Here is a 20684-nt window from a genome sequence, read left to right on the forward strand (position 1 = left end):
TAAACCAATCAAAAACGCAATCAATTAAATTTTAAATGTTATCACCGGAGCTTCGGAATGATTTGCAATATCTTCCCCAATGCTGCCCATAAAGAAATGGGACAATCCTTTTCTTCCATGGGTGGGAATTCCAATGAGGTCGGCACTAATGGTATCGCTGTAATTGAGTACCCCTTTTTCTACCGTATAATCATTATAGATCTCAACTTCTAATCCTGCATTGGCACTGTGCAAGAATTTGGAGATTTTTTCATAAGCGTCCTTGCTGCTCAAGAATTCATCCCCAGGAGTATTTACATAAACCGGATGGAATTCAGCTTTCAATAACTTGGTCATTTCAATGGCCTTTTTGAAAGCGGGTACATTTTCTTCTTGGAAATCGCAAGCAAATACAAAATGTTTTGGTTGAAAGTTGTCTATTTTTCCTTTGATGACCAAAACAGGAATATCAGAATTTCGAACTACACGTTCTGTATTAGATCCAATGAAAATTTCTTGAAGACCATCTGTGCCATGAGATCCCATGATAACCAAGTCCGCGTTATGCTTCTCGGCAATTTCATTGACCTCACTAAACACTTTGTAATGTTTGATGATTGGGGTGATTTTAATCCCGCTCAAATAAGGTTTGTCCAAAAACTCAGCAAATCGTTTTTCTCCAATTTTCAGTAGATGAACTACTTGTTCTTGTGAAACATAGCCTGATTCGCTCATAATGGCAGGAGAAAGTTCCAGCATATGGAGGACATAAAGCTCTGCATCATGTGCTTTTGCCATTGAGGCTGCTACTTTAAGGGCATTTTCAGATTGCTCCGAAAAATCTATAGGTACAATAATACTTTTCATTTTTTCATTTTTTAAGGTTAAACAGTCATGGAAAATATTCGGGTTTCAGGTTTTTTTCGATGTAATTTTAAATCAAAAGCCATACTGATGTTCCGCACGTATGGTCTTCCCTTTTCAGTTACTCTAATGCGATTGGCATCTACTTCTACCAATCCATCTGACTCCATTTCGGAAAGGTTTTCAATAATTCTTTGGAAATCGGCGATACTGGTCTCTCCTTTTTCCCAAGAAGTCTCAAACTGGCACATAATGTTTAGAATGTGTTTTCTTATCAATTGATCTTCTGCAGTAAGAATATGTCCTCTAAAAATGGGAAGTATCCCTTGCGATACCAAATGCTCGTATTCTTCCAAATTCTTGACATTTTGGGCAAATCCATACCAACTATCGCTTATACTGGAAACACCCAAGCCAATCATTAGTTTGGTTTTACTGGCAGTGTAGCCCATAAAATTTCTATGCAGTGTCCCTTGGGCTAATGCTTCTGAAAGCTTGTCGGTGGGCAGTGCAAAGTGGTCCATCCCAACATCTTGGTATCCAAAACCAACAAGTTTCTTTTTGCCCAGCTCGTATTGTTGCTTTTTCTCTTGGGATGTAGGAAGGTCGATGTCTTTATAACCTCGCTGTCCATTTCCTTTTAACCAAGGCACATGGGCATAACTGTAAAAAGCTATTCTATCTGGCCTAAGGGCATTGGTTTTTTGAAGGGTTTCTTCCACATTGGAAATAGTTTGGAAGGGCAAACCATAAATTATATCATGGCCAACCGAAGTATAACCTATTTCCCTGGCCCAATTGGTTACTTTTTTTACATTCTCAAACGGTTGTACACGATTTATGGCCTTTTGGACTTTTTCATTGTAATCTTGAACACCATAGCAGACCCTTCTAAATCCTACATCATAAAGCGCTTGAAGATGTGCTTTGGTAGTGTTGTTGGGATGTCCTTCAAAACTGAACTCTGGATTCTCTGCCTTTTTTCCATAATCTAAAATACCTTGAATAAGTAATTTTAAATGTTCGGGGGAGAAAAAAGTAGGTGTTCCACCACCTAAATGCAATTCTTTTATAATTGGTCTGGATTCCAAAAGATTACAATACAGCTTCCATTCCTTAAGAACAGATTTAATGTACGGAAGTTCCAATTCATGTCTTTTGGTAATACGTTTATGGCATCCACAGAAAGTACACATGCTTTCACAAAAGGGAAGGTGTATGTATAGACTTATCCCTTCACCTTTACTTTCCTTATAAGCTTTTAAAACGGAAGACTTCCATTGCTTCCCAGAAAAACTGTTTAAATCCCAATAGGGGACCGTTGGATAACTGGTATATCTAGGCCCGGGCACATTATATTTTTGTACAAGATCACACATAATCACTACATACCTTTTCAATCCAAAATTAGCCCTGTGTCTACGATAAAAACATGATAATTATCAGTTCGCGCCCGTATCCTTTATGACAACTATCATATTTTAAACTTTTAGGGCTTTGTAGTTTTATAATTATCTGGAATACAACAATCTCCTTGATGTATGGGTGAGCGTATCACAAAAAGTAAGTTCGATGTAAAAGAGCGTATGGCGTTCGTTCAAAACCTTATTGATGATATTAAGGCCTTGGAAATTCTGCTCAAACAAGAACTTATTGAAAATGATATTGTGCGAATTGGAGCCGAACAGGAAATGTGTTTGATAGATGAAGAATTTAGGCCTGCAGGCCAATCATTGGCACTTATTGAAGCAATAAAGGATTCCCATTTTACCACAGAATTGGCCAGTTACAATCTTGAAGCCAATTTAGACCCATTTATATTGGATGCAGATTGTTTTAGCAATGTTGAAAAACAATTGTATTCTTTATTGAATGATGCCAAAACAAAGGCTGGGGAATTAGGATTGAAAATTTTACTTACGGGAATTCTTCCAACTATTAGCAAAGCCGAAATGGGTATGGATTATATGACTCCAATACCAAGATATTATAAGATCAATGAAGTATTGAAAACATGGCGAGGAGATGATTTTAGGATTAAAATTCAGGGTGTCGATGAACTATCCCTTCATCACGACTCCGTACTTTTTGAAGCTTGCAACACCAGTTTTCAACTTCACCTCCAGATACATCCTGAGGATTTCATCAAAAGTTATAATTGGGCGCAGGCCATTGCTGGGCCAGTATTGGGAGTTTCTTGCAACTCCCCTTACCTCATGGGGAGGGAATTGTGGAAAGAGACCCGTATAGCACTTTTTCAACAAAGTCTAGATACCCGAAAATGGATTAATGCTTTAAAAGAACAAGTCCCTCGTGTTGGTTTTGGACAGCATTGGCAAACAGGAACTGTTGCAGATATTTTCAAGGAAGATATCTCCACTCATAGCATAATGTTGACCAAACCCATTGCGCATAATTCCTTAAAACTTTTGGAAAATGGAGCAATTCCCAAGCTGGAGGCCTTGAATTTATTCAACGGAACGGTGTACCGCTGGAACAGACCTTGTTATGGTGTGGGAAATGGGAAACCTCATCTCCGTATTGAAAACAGGTACATTCCATCAGGGCCGTCTGTAATTGATGAAATGGCCAATTTTGCTTTTTGGGTGGGGCTGATGAGAGGAAGACCTGAAAAATATGATGACCTATCCCAAATCATGGACTTTAGAGAAGCAAAACTCAATTTTATTAGAGCTGCCATTAATGGTAGAAAGACCATATTTTCTTGGTTAGGTAAAGCTAGGCCTTTGAAAAAACTTATTCTGGAAGAGCTCCTTCCAATTGCCTATGATGGACTTCAAAAACATGGTGTTGACTCAAAAGACATCAATAGGTTATTGGGAATAATTGAAGCAAGGACCAAAAAGAGTTCTGGAGCTGAATGGCAAGTGAAAAATTACAGACAGTTGAAGAAGCAAATGAAATCTGACACTGCTCTGGTACAGATGACAAAAGTCATGTATACTAACCAGCAAACCAATTTACCGGTTCACGAATGGCCCTCTATTATTAAGACAGAAGAAATAAAGGAGTCTTTTGAGTGGGTAGGGCAAATCATGGCCACAAAATTGTTAAAGCTTCGGGAAGACGATTTTGCCAATTTGGCCACCGCTATTATGAGATGGAACAATATTCACCATTTGCCAGTGGAAAATACCCAAGGAGAACTTGTTGGTCTGCTCACATGGAGTCACATTGATGACATAGGAAAAATAAAGAACAACCATGATGTACGAGTATCAGATATCATGATAAAAAAAGTAGTCACCGTTAGACCCAGAACAAAAATAACCACAGCAAAAAAACTAATGCAAGATTATCAAATAGGGTGTTTGCCCGTGTGCTCGGGATCTAATTTAGTCGGTATCGTAAGTAAAGTTGATTTTTAAGTATGTCCAAAGTATACAGCAATGCCCTTTCCGAAACATTGGAAGTTGAACGAATCATTGATTATTTGAAAGGAAATGACAACGGTCCTACGGTAGTATTTTTTGCGGGGATACATGGCAATGAACCTGCTGGAATTTTTGCTTTGAAACATGTACTTCAAGAGTTGAAAATCAAGGAAACTTCCATACAAGGTGAAATCTTCGCAATAGCTGGAAATTTGAAGGCATTGGAGCGCGGTGTGCGATTTCAAAAAGAGGATTTAAATCGAATATGGTTTCCAGAGCGGATAAAAAAAATACAAGAGAAGACCAATTGTTCAATTGAAGAAAAGGAGCTGTTGGATCTCCACGGAGTACTTTCCGATATAGTAAAAAATGGTCGTCCACCTTTTTATTTTATGGATTTGCACACTACTTCAAGTGATACTTCACCTTTTATCGTGTTGAATGATAGTTTGCTGAACAGGAAATATGCATCAAACTATCCTTTGCCCACTATTTTGGGGATAGAAGAATATTTGGAAGGTGCCCTTTTAAGTTATATCAATGAATTGGGCTACGTTTCCCTTGGTTATGAAAGTGGAAGGCATGATGATATCAAGGCCATTAAAAACTGTATGGATTTCATCCGTTATTCATTAGTGCTTACGGGAGCAATTCCCAGTACTAAATATGAGAGGGATTTATTTAGGAATGAAGTGTTGAGGTCCAGCTCGGTCTCTCAACGTTTCTATGAAATCTATTTTCAGTTTGAGATTACCTCTAGACGGGATTTTAAAATGTTGCCCGGATTTGTCAATTTTCAGGAAATACAAAAAGGGGTTGAAATTGCCCTAAGCAATGGTGAAATATTAACAGCCAGGGGGAAAAGGCAAATTTTTATGCCCCTTTACCAAGATCAAGGCAATGAGGGGTTTTATTTTATTAGACCTATTCCCAATTTTCTGCTTTGGTTTTCTAAAAGATTACGAAGGTTTAAGGTGGATCATTTACTGGTGAAGTTGCCCGGGGTCTCATGGAAATCCATTAAAAAGGATGCCATGTTGGTCGATCAAAGGATTGCTAGATTTTTAGCCAAGTCATTTTTTCATTTATTGGGCTACCGTGCCAGACAGGCAGGGAGTACACATTTAGTGGTAAAGAGCAGGGAAACAGTTTCCAAAACCAAAGATTATGCTAATGCAAAGTGGTTTTAATAAAAAATAGGCCCAGAACATTGTTCTGGGCCTATTGAATGAATTTGGTTGTATCCTACTTCATTACAAAATGTATTGGAATGCTGTATTTAACTTTAACGGGTTTACCACGTTGAATTCCTGGTTTTACCTTTGGAAGTACAGATATGATTCTTACGGCTTCATCCTCTAAAAGTCTGTCTGGCCCTCTTTTTTTGATTTCAGTTACTCTTCCTTTGGAATCGATTACGAATTGCACAAATACCTTTCCAGAGACACCCATTTCAAGAGCAGCAGATGGATATTTGAAATTATTTCTAACATGCTCTTGTACCTTCTCATTAAAACATTTTTTACGTTCTGCTTGTGATTCGTAGATTTCACAACCTGGAAATACAGGAACATGTTCTATTATGGCAAAGGGCACAATCACTTCTTCCTCTACTTCTTCTACTTCAACATCATCCACCCTCACAATTGCGTCTTCAACATATACATCTTGGCTACTCTCGGTACTTTCAATAACAGTTTCTTCCACGTCCTCTACATCTTCCACAATTTCTATCACATCTGGAGCGGATGGTGGCGGTGGTGGTGGCGGAGTCCTCAGCATTTCTGTTATTGGAACTTCTTCATCAAGGTTATCAGTCACTTCTAGAGCTTCAGATACGTAAGATTCCTCTTCGTAAGTTTTCAGTTCAAATGACTGCCAGGTAACGAATAAAACTAAAGTAAGGCCTATCATAAAATATAGGCTACTATTCCTGCCTACGTCTACATTGGGATTCTTTTTGGGTTTCATGACTTATCTTCTTTTATTGAAATAAAATTAGTTATGTAGTAGATGAAAAAACATGATAATCATCATGTTATGGATTTCAATCTAAAATTTTAAGACTTCTAATCTGGATTTAGGGCTAGGTCGTTTTTGGTCAGATCAACATTGAAAGTAAGCTCCATTCGCACCATCCCTTCATTGGAGTTTTTAAAGAACCTTTTTAAATAACCGATGTCCATTTTTAAGGATTTCGATAGTTTTTGCCCCATACCTATATATAATCGGTTTTGATCAAAAGCTGTGCCTTCCAGATGTAAAAAGAGTTCATTGAAGGACCTCAGGTAAGTTTTAGAGTTGATGGGTTTTACGTATTGCAACCTGTACCGAAGTCGATTGTTGACATTGGGATTTTCGGAATGTATTTTTCTACGGTTCTCCAGACGTACTCGTTGGGCAAGAATGTCTTCTCCAAGCTTTGTTTTAAATGTATATTCACCATAAAACCATATTTGCGAAGAATTCTTTACAATGTTTTCTTCAGAATACGAACTGGAATTTAGAAAGGCAACACCTCCTGTTAGTGTAGATGATTTACTTGCTTGGTATGAGATGCCAGTTCTAAAAAAAGAAAAGTTATAATTTTCAAGCATATCCTGATGGGTCAGGATTCCTATTGTTGGGATGCGCCAGTTTTCATGAATTTTGGTGTTCCCCGAAAAAACCATCCAGGTACCCGTGTGTTTTTCGTTTTCAAGTTGTCCATAAACTTCAGATGGAAAATTTGTGAGGAATATTAAGAACAAAAGCAAAATGCAATAACGCTTTGTATACCTCATAGCTGTGGCTTCTGTTGGTTAAGTACAAAGTTTTGCTCCAATACTTTTGAAAAAACATGACGCTTGTCATTTATGGAAAAATTTTAATGGAAAAAGTGTAAGATTTGCGCTGTAATAGGTCTAATGGTTCTGTTTTTCCCAGATTAATGCAGCAGCGCCACAAATTGCCGCTGTTTTTCCTTGCATGCCAGACTGGAGAATTTTCACTTTCCCTTTATAAACTTCCAGCAAGAATTCATTAAAATAGGTTTCCAGTGGTTCCAATATCCATTTGCCACTATTGGTGAGCCCCCCCATAAGAATAAAAGCTTCTGGCTGGGTAAAAGCAGTAAAGTTGGCCAAGGCTTGGGCCATAATTTTAGCAGTATAATCAAATGCCTTTAGTGCAATTACATCCCCTTCCTCAGCTGCTTTGGTAATATCTTCCCCGTGAAGGTCACTGTAGGCAATCTTTCGGAACTTACTATCAACTATGTATTTACTCAACATATACATAATGGTGCGTTTTAGTCCTGTTGCAGATACGTAGGCCTCCAATCCACCGCGGACACCAAGCCCAGTGAGTCTGCCATCACCCATGGTCATATCCACATGTCCAAGTTCGCCGGCAAAGCCATCAAAGCCATCTATTAATTGCCCGTTGGCCACAATACCTGCGCCAAAACCTGTTCCTAAGGTAATTGCTATGAAATCGGTCATACCTTTAGCTCCGCCAAAAAGCATTTCCCCCAATGCAGCTGCACTGGCATCGTTCATGATTCGCATGGGCATACCCATTCTTTGGTTCAGTTTTTCCAAGATAGGAACGGTTCCCTTCCAGAGCAGGTTACTGGCATTTTCAATGGTGCCATTTTTGCTGGAAGCATTGGGCGCTCCAATACCGCAGCCTAGAATTTTTACGTCTTGCCCCATACTTTCTATAAGCTCATCGGAAGTACTTTTGATTTTGTCCAGATACAAATCCAATTCTGGAAATTCCCTAGTTCTAAAGAAGTTCTTCACATGACATGTTCCACTTTGGTCTACCAATCCAATTTTGGTCTTGGTGCCGCCTATATCCACTCCAATTACAATGTCCATTTTACCGATCCTCTGTGTTTGATTTATGCTTTTTAAAGATAACCATAAAGTGAAATTCATGGACTTAAAAAAGAAGGATAATTTCTTAAACGATTGGGAAAAGACCAAAAACTGATTTCCGTCATATTTTAGGTTGAGGTCCAGTTCTAATTTTGAGTCGTCAAGTTTAACAAACTAATTTGTAAATAGGTATGAGTAACATTAATAAAATTTTAGTCCCTTTTGATTTTTCCGAAGCATCAGTAAATGCTTTGCAATATGCAATCAACTTTGTAGGGCCCAATAGATCAATTGATATTCTGGCCCTTTATGTGGCAACAATGCCCACTGTAGAATCCGAAGTGAATATGCTGAAAATGGATTTTGCAAAAGTCATTGCATCTTTCTCAAATAAGGTGAAAACAGACCCAACTCTTATTACCACCACAGGTAATGTAAATGAGACCATTCTTACTGTTAGAAAACAGCAAGATATCGATTTGGTCATTATGGGTACAATGGGAGATATGGTAACCGATGAGGCCATTACTAATACATCTAAATTGGTGTTAGAGGCCAATTGTCCAGTGATTTCAGTGCCATACGGATACGAGATTAAAGAACCCAAGGATATTGCCTTGGTTATTGGCAAGGAGGAAATTGAGGATAAAGAGGTTTTGAGCATGCTTTTGCAAGTGGCCAGACTGTTTAACTCCAGAGTACATGTGTTGACCATTTATAAGGAATCTGTATATGCTGAGGAATCTATTGTTGATAGTACAGAGCATTTATTGGAATACTATCTGGAGCATTTTTATGTGGAACACTCCTTCAGTAAGAATCAGGATGTAGAAGAAGGTATTTTGGAATATGTCAATGAAAAAAAGATTGATCTCTTGACCATAATTCCAAGAAACCATGCAGAAAAAAGCACTCCATCTGAAGGACGGTTGACCCAACTGTTGACCTTGCATTCAGAGGTTCCGATTTTAACCTTGGACTAATCAATCAACCCAAATAGATAAAGCATGCTGCCACTGCTAATAATTCTGGGTGTTACCATTGCCCTCTTTGTTTGGGGAAAATTTCCGCCAGACGTTGTTGCCCTTATGGCAATGTTATCACTTTTTCTCACTGGAGTTTTAAATCTTTCGGAAACCTTGACAGGCTTTAGCAATCCTACGGTGATTATGATTGCTGCCTTGTTCATTATTGGAGAAGGTCTTTCAAGAACTGGTTGGACTGCCGTAGCCGGACAGTGTTTTGTAAGATGGGCCAAGAAAAGTGCCCCTAAACTACTGGTCATAGTAACCCTAGGTTCTAGTTTGCTTTCCGGGGTGGTAAGCAATACGGGTACAGTAGCTGCACTCTTACCTGTATCTGTTACTGCTGCGTGGAGTGCAGGAACTCTTCCTTCCAAACTGCTCATTCCAGTGGCTTTTGGATCCAACACAGGAGGGTTATTGACATTGACGGGAACCCCTCCCAATATTATAGTAAGTAATGCCTTGGTGGAACAGGGTTTTGAAGGTTTTTCCTTTTTTGAATTTGGATTGATAGGATTGCCGTTGCTTGTGATTTCCATTCTTTATTTCAGGTACTGGGGGCATAAATTGTTGCCAAGCAGAAGGACGAAAAATAGGCCTATGGCCATTGATGAAGAAATGCACAAGTGGATTGAAAACTACAGTATAGGGGACAATCTATACCGATTACGTATTCGGTCCCGATCAGAGTTGATCAATACCAAAATTGGCGATTGGGACTTTGAAGGAACTCACAACGTGTCTGTGATGCGACTGAAGAGAAGGCACCCAAGTCCGTTACAACAACGAGTACCTCAATTTGTGGAAATGCCCGACCCCGATACTGAGATGCGATATCACGATATCATAACCGTAAAAGGTGAGGCAAAAGATGTTGATAGGCTGGTGTTGAAATATCACCTGGGTGTCATTCCATTACAACCACAAAGAGATATGCTCAAGAAAGAGTTGATCAATCAAGAGGTTGGCATGGCCGAAATGATCATCACCCCTAAATCTGTTTTTGTGGGGAGAACCATAGCATTGGGTCAATACCTAAGTCAGGCTGGAGTTCAGCTATTAGCTGCTTCAAGGAAAAATAGACCATTAACGGGCAAAATAAAAATTGAAGCAGGAGATGCATTTGTAATACGAGGCCAATGGGAAAATATTGAGGCTTTGACGGACATGTATGAAAACGTAGTGATTTCTGGTAGTCCGGAGGTATTGGCAAAAAATGTAGATGAACTCACTCCAAAAAGCTATATCGCCTTGGGCACTTTACTATTGATGATAGTGCTTCTGGTATTTAAAATTCTGCCAGGGGCGGTTGCGGCACTCACTTGTGCGGGAATCATGATGTTGAGCGGCTGCGTTCCTATCACAAAAGCTTACAAAGGAATCAGTTGGACCAGTGTGGTGATGATTGCTGCCATGATTCCAATGGGGCTAGCACTACAAAAAACAGGGATGGCACAATTGGCTGCAAATAGTTTGGTGAACACCCTGGGGAATATCCATCCCACAGCCCTTTTAGCTGGAGTCTTTTTGCTGACAGCGGCTTTTAGCCAAACAATAAATAACTCAGCTACGGCAGTATTGATGGCTCCCATAGCTATAATGGCCTCATCAAACCTAGGGGTTTCCCCTAAACCTTTTATGATTGGAGTGGCCATAAGTGCATCAACAGCCTTTTTAACCCCTGTGGGTACCACCACCAATGCCATGGTGATGGCTGCAGGAGGGTATAAATTCATTGATTACATGAAAGTAGGAGCTCCGTTACTCCTTCTTTTCTTCATTGCAACATTAATTCTTGTTCCATGGATATGGGGCTATTAACCTTAATAAAACAATAAATTATGGAAGCAACTACAACACGATCATTAGACAAATACGGACTGAAGGGCGTTACTGCCCATTGGAATCTCAGTCCCGAGGAACTTCAACGCATTACTCTTGAAAAAGGTATGGGAGTAGAATCTGAAAATGGAACACTTGCCATTAATACTGGAAAATTTACTGGACGTTCACCCAAAGATCGCTTTCTGGTAAAAGATGATTATACTAAAGATAAAATTTGGTGGGGACGCATTAATAAACCGATTTCCCCTGAAAATTTTGACAAATTGTATGATGAGGTGGTGAACTATCTTTCCGGTAAAGAGATTTATGTGCGTGATGGGGCAGTATGTGCCGACCCAAAATACCGAACCAATGTGCGTACGGTTACCGAGTTGCCTTGGTCAAATTATTTTGTCAAAAATATGTTTATGAGACTTTCAGCTGAAGAATTGGAAGACTTTGATGAAGATTGGTTGGTATTGTGCGCGCCAGGTTATGAGTGCCCCAATCCAAAAGAATTTGGAATCATAGCAGGGAACTTCTCCATTTTGAACTATACCAGAAAAATAGCTTTGGTAGGTGGTTCTCAATATCCTGGAGAGATGAAAAAAGGTGTTTTTACAGCGTTGAACTTTCTTTTGCCTGTAGAAGAGAACGTATTACCCATGCACTGTTCTGCAAATGTTGGGGAAGAAGGGGACACGGCAATCTATTTTGGATTGTCAGGAACTGGTAAAACAACCTTATCTGCAGACCCAAAAAGAAAATTAATCGGTGATGATGAGCATGGTTGGACAGCAGAGAATACCATCTTCAATTTTGAAGGAGGTTGTTACGCCAAGGTGATTGATTTGACAGAAGAAAAAGAACCAGACATTTACAGAGCTATCCGTCCAGGAGCTTTGTTGGAAAATGTTGTTTTCAAGGAAGGGACTAAAGAAGTTGACTTTTTTGATAGTTCTATTACACAAAATACACGTGTAAGCTATCCAATAGAGCATATTGATAACATTCAAGTACCGTCTTATGCATCAAATCCAAAGAATATCTTTTTCTTAACATGTGATGCTTTTGGAGTATTACCTCCAGTATCTAAATTGACTCCAGGTCAAGCTGCATACCACTTTATTTCAGGATATACCGCTAAGGTTGCGGGAACAGAGGCAGGTATCAACGAGCCTGTTCCATCATTCTCGGCCTGTTTTGGAGAACCTTTTATGCCGTTGCACCCAGCAGTTTATGCAGAAATGCTTAGCAAGAAGATGCAAGAAGCCGGAGTAAATGTTTGGTTGATCAACACCGGATGGAGTGGTGGACCTTATGGAGTGGGTTCTAGAATCAAGTTAAAGTACACCAGAGCTATGATTTCTGCAATCTTAGAAGGCAAAATGGATGAGGTAGATTACGATGTACATCCTATCTTTGGTTTATATATGCCAAAATATTGCCCAGGTGTTCCTACGGAAATATTGGATCCTATGAATACTTGGTTACAAAAAGGAGCATATGTGAGCAAGGCCATTCAATTGGCACATTCGTTTCATATTAATTTTGACAAGTTTGCGAGTCAATCATCAGAGGAAATCCTTAATGGTGGCCCACTGATTGATTCTCACCATGGCTTGGATGATCACTTTTAATCAATAAATCAAAGTGGATAAAAACAATAGATTTCAAATAGAAAGTCTAGGAGAACCTAAATACAAATCTCCCCTGCAGTTGAGTACTGTCAGGGGAGATAAAATTTTTGATTTTGTCCGAGATTCGGACAGATTGGTTTTTGACCTTTCCTTGGATCAATACAATCAATGCCTTGACTCTGGAGAAGAACCTTTGTGTCTGGAAAAGTCTGGACCTAGACAACATATTTTCTTCGAACCAAAAAATGTAACTGCAGCAATTGTTACTTGTGGTGGATTATGTCCGGGAATCAACAATGTAATAAGAGGCTTGGTCATGACTTTGCATTACTTCTATGGGGTGAAACGAATCATAGGGGTGCCTTATGGATATGAAGGTCTTAATACAGATATGGACCATAAATTTGTTGAATTAACGCCGGATGTGGTCAATGAAATACACCAATTTGGAGGAACATTCTTAGGGTCGTCCCGCGGTGGTCAAGATGTTTCCATGATGGTGGATACTCTGGAAGAGAATAGCGTGGACATGTTGTTTGGTATTGGGGGCGATGGTACTTTGAAAGGGGTAAATGCCATCGGAGAGGAAATCAAAAAAAGGAATGCTAAAATTAGTGTGGTCGGTATTCCAAAGACCATTGATAATGATATTGACCTAATTGACGAATCCTTCGGATTTGAAACTGCTTTTGATGTGGCAAGTCCCATTATTCGCGATGCCCATAACGAAGCTACTGGGGCTTATAATGGTATAGCCATAGTAAAGTTGATGGGAAGGGACAGTGGATTTATCGCTGCTTCTTCAGCATTGGCCATGCCTGTGGTCAATTTTGTGCTAGTTCCAGAAATGGATCTTGCTCTTAAAGGTGAAAATGGCTTTTTGAAGGCATTGGAACGCCGGTTGGAGCGTAAAAAGCATGCTTTGATTGTAGTGGCTGAAGGAGCCGGGCAACATCTTTTTCAAGAGAAAAGTAGTGTAAAAGATGCTTCTGGAAATATTAAGCATTCTGATATTGGACTTTTCTTAAAAGAAAAAATAGAAGAACATTTTTCAGATATTCCAATTACCATAAAATATATAGATCCCAGTTATATTGTAAGAAGTGCTCCTGCCAACTCAGGGGATAGTGTGTACTGTAGCAGATTGGCCTATCATGCCGTGCATGGAGCTATGGCCGGGAAAACGAAATTCATGGCCTGTAAGGTCAACAATCAATTTGTGTACGTGCCTATTTCTGAGGTGACCAAGAAAAGAAAGAAAATTGATTTGGAAGGGGAATTTTGGTTTTCTGTGCTTCAAAGTACCGGACAGCCCTTTTTCTTGGGCTAATAATGACATTTGTCATTTAATTTCTTTTTTTCCTGATTTAGCTTTGAATAAAAGTAAAACAAATATCATGGAAGTACATGTTCAATATCAAAAAATGAAGACCAGTGTATCATTAAGTCAAATCTTGATGAAAAAGCTCAACAAGTTGGAAGAGAAATATAGTTGGATCATTAAGGCCAATGTGCTTTTTAAACTTGAAAATGACAGGACAGGCGAAAACAAGGTGTGTGAAATTGAACTTAGTGCTCCTGGACCGCGACTTTTTGCCAAGGCAAAAACAAATGATTTTGAGAAGGCTTTGGCCGAGACCATTGATGAATTGAAACGTCAATTGGAAAAACGTCAGGGAGCGTTTGCCACTCATTAAATAGTGTAGGTCAAACAGCTGCGCATGAACCATTAATTTTCTTCAAATGAAATCGAAATTCGCATTTATTCTTTTACTGCTGCTTGTAGGTTGTTCTTCCACCAAATTGGTTAGTACATGGAAGAATCCTGACGTAGTATTGTTTGATGCCTATAAGGTGTTGGTAGTGGGAATGACACAGGATGAGAACGCTAGGATTGAGTTTGAAACTCGTCTTGTGGAGAAGTTGAATTGGGAGGATGTTGAGGCCATGCGCAGCATTGATCTATTTGATGTAGAGTTTACATCTTCTGAAAAATCAGAAGAAGAACTTAACAATGTGGAGCAACAATTATTGGACAAGGGTTTTGATGCCATTCTTTTTACAAAAATTGTTGGCACGGAAAACAAGAGGACCTTCAGGGAAAGAATGAACAATATTGATGCAATTTTCACCCAGTTTAGTTCAGACTATCTGGAACATCAAGATATTTATTACGACCCTGAGTATTACGAAACTTTTAATGTTTACAATGCAGAGACTTCGCTTTATTGCATCTGTATTGGCAAAGAAAGAGAGCTTATCTGGAGAGGTAATATTGATGTGTCAGAGCCTGCGAATGTAGATAAGGCCATAGATGACTATATCAAACTTATCACAAACTCCATGGCGGAGCAAGATGTCATTTTTTAGAATGCTAATCAGATATCAATTCACTGATTATTTAGCCAAAGAACCTTATTTAATAATTCCGAGAAGATCCAATACAATACAAAGAGGTATTGCGATCAGAATAAGAACCAGCACAAAGACCATAAAGCGCAAAAAGGCCACCATTAGCTTATTGCCAAAAGAAATTTCATTAGACATAATAGTGTAATTTTTTCCAATGTACGGAATTATTCAAGGACTGAGCTTAACCCCTTGTTTGTTATTCGATTAAAGGACGGATTTTTGGTATATGCGGTATCTTAATCCGTTTTACGTTTTTTGGAACTCAATAATTCCCCCAGTTCTTCCAAACTCTTTCCTTTGGTTTCTGGCATCATAAAGATTACCCATAGAAGTTGAAGCACCATCATGGCTGAAAAGAATATAAAAATAGGCCATGGGTTTTCTTTGAAAATACCAATTTCTGAATCTAAAAAAGTAGGAGTGAGCAATGTAATCAGCGCGGCGAAAACCCAATGGGTTCCCGTACCCCAAGACTGTCCATAAGAGCGTACCTTGTTGGGGAATATCTCTGAAATGAACACCCATATCACAGAACCTTGCCCAACAGCATGGGAGGCGATAAACACTAAGATGAAAATCAAAAGCAAAACAGAGCTTGCGCCAGAGTAGAAACACCAACCCACCATGCCCAGACTCAAAATATAGCCTATAGAACCAATGTACATGAGTTGTTTTCGTCCTAACTTGTCGATAAGGGCTATGCCCACAAAAGTGAATATTAAGTTGATGATTCCAATGGAAATTGAACTAAACAGGGACTCTCCAGAAGCCAAACCCGCACGTTCTAAAATCTCTGGGGCGTAGTACAATACAAAATTAATTCCTGATACTTGATTAAAAAAGGCAATCAAAAAGGCTAAAATGAGAGGTTTGTTGTACTTGCCAGAAAACAATTTTTCCTTGTGCTTTTCGGCAGTTTCAAACAATGTTACTTTTATTTTTGAAAGATGTACCGATGCTTTGTCGCTTTCAATGCCAAGCAAGGTCAAAGATTTGATGACCACAGCATCTTCCTTTTCTTTCAACAAAAGCCATCTTGGACTGTTCGGAATTCTCAGAACCAACAAAGTATAGATTAGTGCTGGCAGTCCTTCAATGCCCAACATCCAACGCCAAGATATATTGGCATCGAAAATAATTCCGATAAGATAGTTGGAAATGAAGGCTATCAGAATTCCAAAAACAATATTGAATTGATATAGGGCCGTAAGCCTACCTCGGTTTTCGGCTGTTGAAATTTCAGAAATATAGATAGGCGCTGCCACGGATGATGCGCCAACTCCAATCCCACCAATAAATCTAAAAAAGGAAAAACTGTAGGCTTCCGGAGCTAATGCAGAGCCAATTGCGGAAATAAAATAGAGTATACCAATCCAAAAAAGTGTTTTTTTCCTTCCCAATCGGTCACAGGGTATGCCTCCAAAAAGCGATCCTAAAACGGTACCCCAAAGAGCCATGGACATGATAAAAATACCATGGAAGGTGAAAATGGAATCTCCCAAAAACCAATTGGTGTCCCAAATTTCTTTGATCGGTTGATTGGCTCCACTAATAACGACAGTGTCAAATCCAAATAAAAATCCGGCAAGAGCCGCGGCAATTGAAATCTTAAAAATACGGTTGTTCATTTGTGCAAGGTTGGATTTCCAAAACTAGGTAAAACTTAAAGAAAAGTTTTAATATGCTTCAAAATTAATGTGGTAGCACCTTGGTTTTCTTGAACATAAGTTGCATTTATCTGTCCATTTTCTTTGCGTATTGAAGCATCTGAAACAAAAATGTTCATTACTGTGCTGAATTCTTCAAAATTTGCAATGGGGTGGATTCCCTTTAGATCGACCAAATCTTCAGCTTCCTTAAAACCTTCATAGTCAGGGCCAATAATGATGGGAACGCCAAAAGTGGCTGGCTCCAAAGTATTGTGAAGTCCGGTGGCAAATGCACCACCAACATAGGAAATATCTGCGTAACTGTATATTTTGGTGAGCAGTCCAATAGTGTCAATGATCATAACATCAAAATCATTTAGATTTTTAATCTCTTTTTGAGAATAACAAACAACCTTTTTGGTCAAAGTATTTGTGATTTTTTCAATATGTGTGGTCTTGATTTCATGTGGGGCAATGACAAATTTCATGGAAGTTTCTACAGTGTTGATGTATTCCAATAGGATTTTTTCATCTTCGGGCCAGGTGCTTCCCGCTACCATGCAAGGCGAATTTCCTTTGAAACTGTCCATAAAAGATAATGAATTATTGTTCTCCAAAATTTGGGAAACTCTATCAAAACGAGTGTCTCCACTAACAGTCACATTTTCAAAACCGATGGATTTAAGCAACTTTTTTGAGGTTTCGTCCTGAACAAAGAAATGAGCAAAACTTTTCAAGCTATATCTCATGAAACCTCCCCAAGGTTTAAAATAGGATTGTCTTTTAGAAAAAATAGCAGAGACCAATAGGGTAGGGATGTTCCTTTTTTGAAGTTCAAAAAGATAATTGGGCCAAATTTCATACTTCACAAATAGGGCAAGATGAGGTTTAACGGTATCAAGAAATTGAACCGCATTGGATTTGGTATCCATAGGTAAATAGACCGTTACATTTGCAAAGGGAGTGTTTTTCTTTACCTCAAAACCAGATGGAGAAAAAAATGTGAGTATGATTTTATGTTCCGGATAGCTTTTTCGCAAACCTTCCAAAATGGGGAGGCCTTGTTCAAATTCTCCTAGAGAAGCAACATGCATCCAAATCCATTTTTCTGTTGGTTGGATGGTATTTTTCAATTGCTGAAAAGTTGTTTTTCTTCCAGAAACAAATAATCTGATTTTAGGATTAAAAAGGGCAATAACCTTTAATCCTTGCCATGAGAGGAATATCAAAAAGTTGTAGAGAAGGCGCAAAAAAGTCATAATTCCCCAAAAATACATTCTTTCGGCAAGAGGACATTATGGTATCTTATTTTCTTAATTTTGAGGCATAATAGATTTGAATGAAAAAAATACAAATGGTTGACCTCAAAGGTCAGTATGAAGGCATTAAAACTGAGGTGAACGATTCCATAACCGAGATTTTAGACTCGTCGGCATTTATAAACGGACCCCATGTTCATGCATTTCAAAAAGAACTCGAAGAATATTTAGATGTTAAACATGTGATTCCATGTGCAAATGGTACGGATGCTCTTCAAATTTGCATGATGGGCTTAGGTTTAAAGCCAGGTGATGAGGTAATTACTGCTGATTTTACCTTTGCCGCTACAGTAGAGGTGATTGCATTGTTGAATCTTACACCTGTTTTGGTTGATGTTGAGCCGGATACCTTCAATATTGACCTAAAGGCCATTGAAGAAGCTATTACGCCCAAGACAAAAGCTATTGTTCCAGTACATCTATTTGGCCAGTGTGCCAATATGGATACTATTATGGAATTGGCCCAAAAACATAATTTATATGTTATAGAGGACAATGCTCAGGCCATTGGAGCCACTTATACCTCAAAAACTGGTAAAAAACAGAAGACAGGGACCATTGGACATGTGGCTTCCACCTCTTTTTTTCCTTCCAAGAATTTAGGTTGCTATGGAGATGGGGGAGCTATTTTCACTAATGATGATGATTTGGCGCATACTATTCGTGGTATGGTGAACCACGGGATGTATAAAAGGTACTATCATGATGTGGTAGGTGTAAACTCCAGGTTGGATTCCATACAGGCAGCAGTTTTAAGAGCAAAACTTCCTAAACTGGATGAGTATAATAAAAAACGTAGAGTGGCTGCTCAAAAATATTCAATTGCCTTTGAAGGCCAACCCAATATTGTTGTTCCAAAAACTTCTATGGATTGTGATGGAATATGTGATACATGCGATTGTCATGTTTTCCATCAATATACCTTGCGGATATTAAATGGAAAAAGGGATGGGCTGGTGCAGTATTTGAATGAAAATGGAGTTCCTTGTGGAGTGTATTATCCTGTTCCTTTGCATCAACAAAAGGCATATCAAGATGAGCGTTACAATGAGGCTAATTTTCCTGTGACCAATCAATTGGTTCAAGAAGTGATTTCATTGCCAATGCATACTGAACTGGATGATGGGCAAATTAAATTTATAACTGATTTGGTCATAAAATTTGTAAACGATTAATATGAAAATACTTGTAACGGGAGGATTAGGTTATATTGGGTCGCATACTGTTGTGGAACTCCAAAACGAAGGCTTCGATGTTATAGTTGTTGACAATCTTTCCAATTCCTCAGTAGAAGTTTTGGATGGAATAGAAGCCATCACAGGTAAAAGGCCTATTTTTCAAAAATTAGATCTTAGAGAAAAATCCAAAGTTCAGCAGTTATTTGCTGAAAATACTGATATAGGAGGGGTCATTCATTTTGCTGCATCAAAAGCAGTTGGTGAAAGTGTTGAAAAACCACTTTTATATTACGAAAACAATGTTGGGACTTTGGTCTATATTCTTCAAGAACTGGAGAGAAAAGGAAGTGGAAGTTTTATTTTTAGTTCCTCATGTACAGTTTATGGTCAGGCAGATGAACTTCCTATTACTGAAAATGCACCCGTAAAGGCAGCTGAGTCCCCTTATGGTAACACCAAACAAATAGGGGAAGAGGTTATTCGGGATACTTGTAAAGTAAATCAGCATGTAAAAGCGATAGCTTTAAGATATTTCAACCCTATTGGAGCACATCCATCCAAAGAAATTGGTGAATTGCCCATAGGTGTTCCTCAGAATTTGGTGCCTTATATAACGCAAACTGGAGTTGGTCTGCGAGAACAACTCTCTGTTTTTGGGGATGATTACCCAACAGAGGATGGTACTTGCGTAAGAGATTATATACATGTTGTGGATTTGGCCAAAGCCCACGTTATGGCACTTCAAAGACTTTTGAAAGGTGAAAACAAAGCCAATTACGAAGTTTTTAACCTAGGAACTGGTAAAGGAAGTTCTGTTTTGGAAGTGATACACAGTTTTGAACGTGTCTCTGGAGAGAGTCTGAATTATAAAATAGTGGACAGAAGACCAGGAGATGTTGTGCAGGCCTATGCCGATACTAAAAAAGCCAATGAAGTTTTAGGTTGGGCTGCTGATTCCACATTGGATGAAGCGGTTAAATCTGCATGGGATTGGGAGCGTAAGATTAGGAACTAGGCCAACGAATCTAGTTGTTTTTTGCTAAAGACCTTTTGTTGGAATCAGTCACAATTACCATTACAATATTGTAGAATGTGGTGGGCTGCTCGAAAAAGGAAAAAATATTCAAGTCTTAGTAAATCTTTTACCTTCTTTTGGACGTATATAACACATGTTGTCCAACGCAAATAATAGTTTAGAATTATTGGAGGTTGCTCAAAAAGAGCAACTGTACAAAAAACTGATTTTACAACTCAACAAGGATTTTGAATTGGCTAATGTTGGGTTGAAGTTTTCTTTGGGAATTGCACCATCAGAATTGAAAAAAATACTTCAGGAAAAGTTATATGTTTTGTTGGTGGAACGGTTTGATGATTATTTGAACCTATTGTATGTGGTTGATATTCCCGAAAATCAAGTTAAAAGCATAAAACCCTCCGATGCCATGGAAATAGCAGCGGAGGCGTGTTTTTTGCTCTTAAAAAGGGAATGGACCAAGGTTTGGTTTAAAAACCAATACAGTAGCAGTAGCTAAGAAA

18 protein-coding genes are annotated in these 20684 nt (G+C 38.7%); 11 read left to right on the forward strand and 7 right to left on the reverse strand.

The features are described 5' to 3' along the window. Positions 1–24 precede the first annotated feature (24 nt). Both HJC33_RS10850 and hemN read right to left on the reverse strand, forming a co-directional pair. Complete coding sequence (locus HJC33_RS10850; protein ID WP_171658847.1) at positions 25–846, reverse strand: universal stress protein; 822 nt, start codon at positions 844–846, stop codon at positions 25–27. 17 nt (positions 847–863) lie between these two features. Continuing rightward, positions 864–2222: an oxygen-independent coproporphyrinogen III oxidase gene (hemN, locus tag HJC33_RS10855; RefSeq protein WP_171658848.1), complete on the reverse strand. Its 1359-nt coding sequence runs from the start codon at positions 2220–2222 to the stop codon at positions 864–866. A 162-nt stretch (positions 2223–2384) separates the two neighbouring features. Between hemN and HJC33_RS10860 the strand changes: the two genes are divergently transcribed. Continuing rightward, positions 2385–4232, forward strand: coding sequence for a glutamate-cysteine ligase family protein (locus tag HJC33_RS10860; protein ID WP_171658849.1), 1848 nt, complete (start codon positions 2385–2387; stop codon positions 4230–4232). 2 nt (positions 4233–4234) lie between these two features. After that, positions 4235–5428 carry a succinylglutamate desuccinylase/aspartoacylase family protein gene (locus HJC33_RS10865; protein WP_171658850.1) on the forward strand — a complete coding sequence of 398 codons (1194 nt, stop codon included), beginning with the start codon at positions 4235–4237 and terminating at the stop codon, positions 5426–5428. Between the two features lie 55 nt (positions 5429–5483). Here HJC33_RS10865 and HJC33_RS10870 read toward each other — a convergent pair whose 3' ends face one another. The 3 genes from HJC33_RS10870 to HJC33_RS10880 all read right to left on the reverse strand — a co-directional run bounded on the left by HJC33_RS10870 (position 5484) and on the right by HJC33_RS10880 (position 8101). Further along, positions 5484–6209 carry an energy transducer TonB gene (locus HJC33_RS10870; protein ID WP_171658851.1) on the reverse strand — a complete coding sequence of 242 codons (726 nt, stop codon included), beginning with the start codon at positions 6207–6209 and terminating at the stop codon, positions 5484–5486. 98 nt (positions 6210–6307) lie between these two features. Then, entirely contained in the window at positions 6308–7021 is a 714-nt protein-coding gene (locus tag HJC33_RS10875; RefSeq protein ID WP_171658852.1) for a DUF2490 domain-containing protein, read from the reverse strand. A 120-nt stretch (positions 7022–7141) separates the two neighbouring features. Then, positions 7142–8101, reverse strand: a complete 960-nt coding sequence (locus HJC33_RS10880; RefSeq protein WP_171658853.1) for an ROK family protein — start codon at positions 8099–8101, stop codon at positions 7142–7144. Between the two features lie 191 nt (positions 8102–8292). Between HJC33_RS10880 and HJC33_RS10885 the strand changes: the two genes are divergently transcribed. From HJC33_RS10885 to HJC33_RS10910, 6 genes are all read left to right on the forward strand, one after another. After that, complete coding sequence (locus HJC33_RS10885) at positions 8293–9084, forward strand: universal stress protein (RefSeq protein ID WP_171658854.1); 792 nt, start codon at positions 8293–8295, stop codon at positions 9082–9084. 24 nt (positions 9085–9108) lie between these two features. After that, a complete protein-coding gene (locus tag HJC33_RS10890) occupies positions 9109–10947 on the forward strand; it encodes an SLC13 family permease (protein WP_171658855.1) in 1839 nt (612 codons plus the stop codon). A 20-nt stretch (positions 10948–10967) separates the two neighbouring features. Next, positions 10968–12590, forward strand: coding sequence for a phosphoenolpyruvate carboxykinase (ATP) (gene pckA, locus HJC33_RS10895; RefSeq protein WP_171658856.1), 1623 nt, complete (start codon positions 10968–10970; stop codon positions 12588–12590). Between the two features lie 13 nt (positions 12591–12603). Further along, on the forward strand, positions 12604–13920 hold the full coding sequence (locus HJC33_RS10900; RefSeq protein ID WP_171658857.1) for an ATP-dependent 6-phosphofructokinase: 1317 nt from the start codon (positions 12604–12606) through the stop codon (positions 13918–13920). 67 nt (positions 13921–13987) lie between these two features. Further along, positions 13988–14287 carry an HPF/RaiA family ribosome-associated protein gene (locus HJC33_RS10905; RefSeq protein ID WP_171658858.1) on the forward strand — a complete coding sequence of 100 codons (300 nt, stop codon included), beginning with the start codon at positions 13988–13990 and terminating at the stop codon, positions 14285–14287. 46 nt (positions 14288–14333) lie between these two features. Beyond that, positions 14334–14960: a hypothetical protein gene (locus HJC33_RS10910; RefSeq protein WP_171658859.1), complete on the forward strand. Its 627-nt coding sequence runs from the start codon at positions 14334–14336 to the stop codon at positions 14958–14960. Between the two features lie 278 nt (positions 14961–15238). Here the strand turns inward: HJC33_RS10910 and HJC33_RS10915 are convergent, their stop codons facing one another. Both HJC33_RS10915 and HJC33_RS10920 read right to left on the reverse strand, forming a co-directional pair. After that, positions 15239–16630 (reverse strand): sugar porter family MFS transporter, encoded by a 1392-nt coding sequence (locus tag HJC33_RS10915; RefSeq protein WP_171658860.1) that lies wholly within the window; start codon positions 16628–16630, stop codon positions 15239–15241. A gap of 35 nt (positions 16631–16665) precedes the next feature. Continuing rightward, positions 16666–17910, reverse strand: coding sequence for a 3-deoxy-D-manno-octulosonic acid transferase (locus HJC33_RS10920; protein WP_313777733.1), 1245 nt, complete (start codon positions 17908–17910; stop codon positions 16666–16668). 80 nt (positions 17911–17990) lie between these two features. Between HJC33_RS10920 and HJC33_RS10925 the strand changes: the two genes are divergently transcribed. The 3 genes from HJC33_RS10925 to HJC33_RS10935 all read left to right on the forward strand — a co-directional run bounded on the left by HJC33_RS10925 (position 17991) and on the right by HJC33_RS10935 (position 20680). Beyond that, positions 17991–19145, forward strand: a complete 1155-nt coding sequence (locus HJC33_RS10925; protein WP_171658861.1) for a DegT/DnrJ/EryC1/StrS family aminotransferase — start codon at positions 17991–17993, stop codon at positions 19143–19145. A 1-nt stretch (position 19146) separates the two neighbouring features. Continuing rightward, positions 19147–20163 (forward strand): UDP-glucose 4-epimerase GalE, encoded by a 1017-nt coding sequence (galE, locus tag HJC33_RS10930; RefSeq protein ID WP_171658862.1) that lies wholly within the window; start codon positions 19147–19149, stop codon positions 20161–20163. Between the two features lie 154 nt (positions 20164–20317). After that, positions 20318–20680, forward strand: coding sequence for a hypothetical protein (locus HJC33_RS10935; RefSeq protein WP_171658863.1), 363 nt, complete (start codon positions 20318–20320; stop codon positions 20678–20680). Positions 20681–20684 lie beyond the last annotated feature (4 nt).

The organism is Flagellimonas amphidinii (genome assembly GCF_013090115.1).
GTDB classification, from domain to species: Bacteria; Bacteroidota; Bacteroidia; order Flavobacteriales; family Flavobacteriaceae; genus Flagellimonas; species Flagellimonas amphidinii.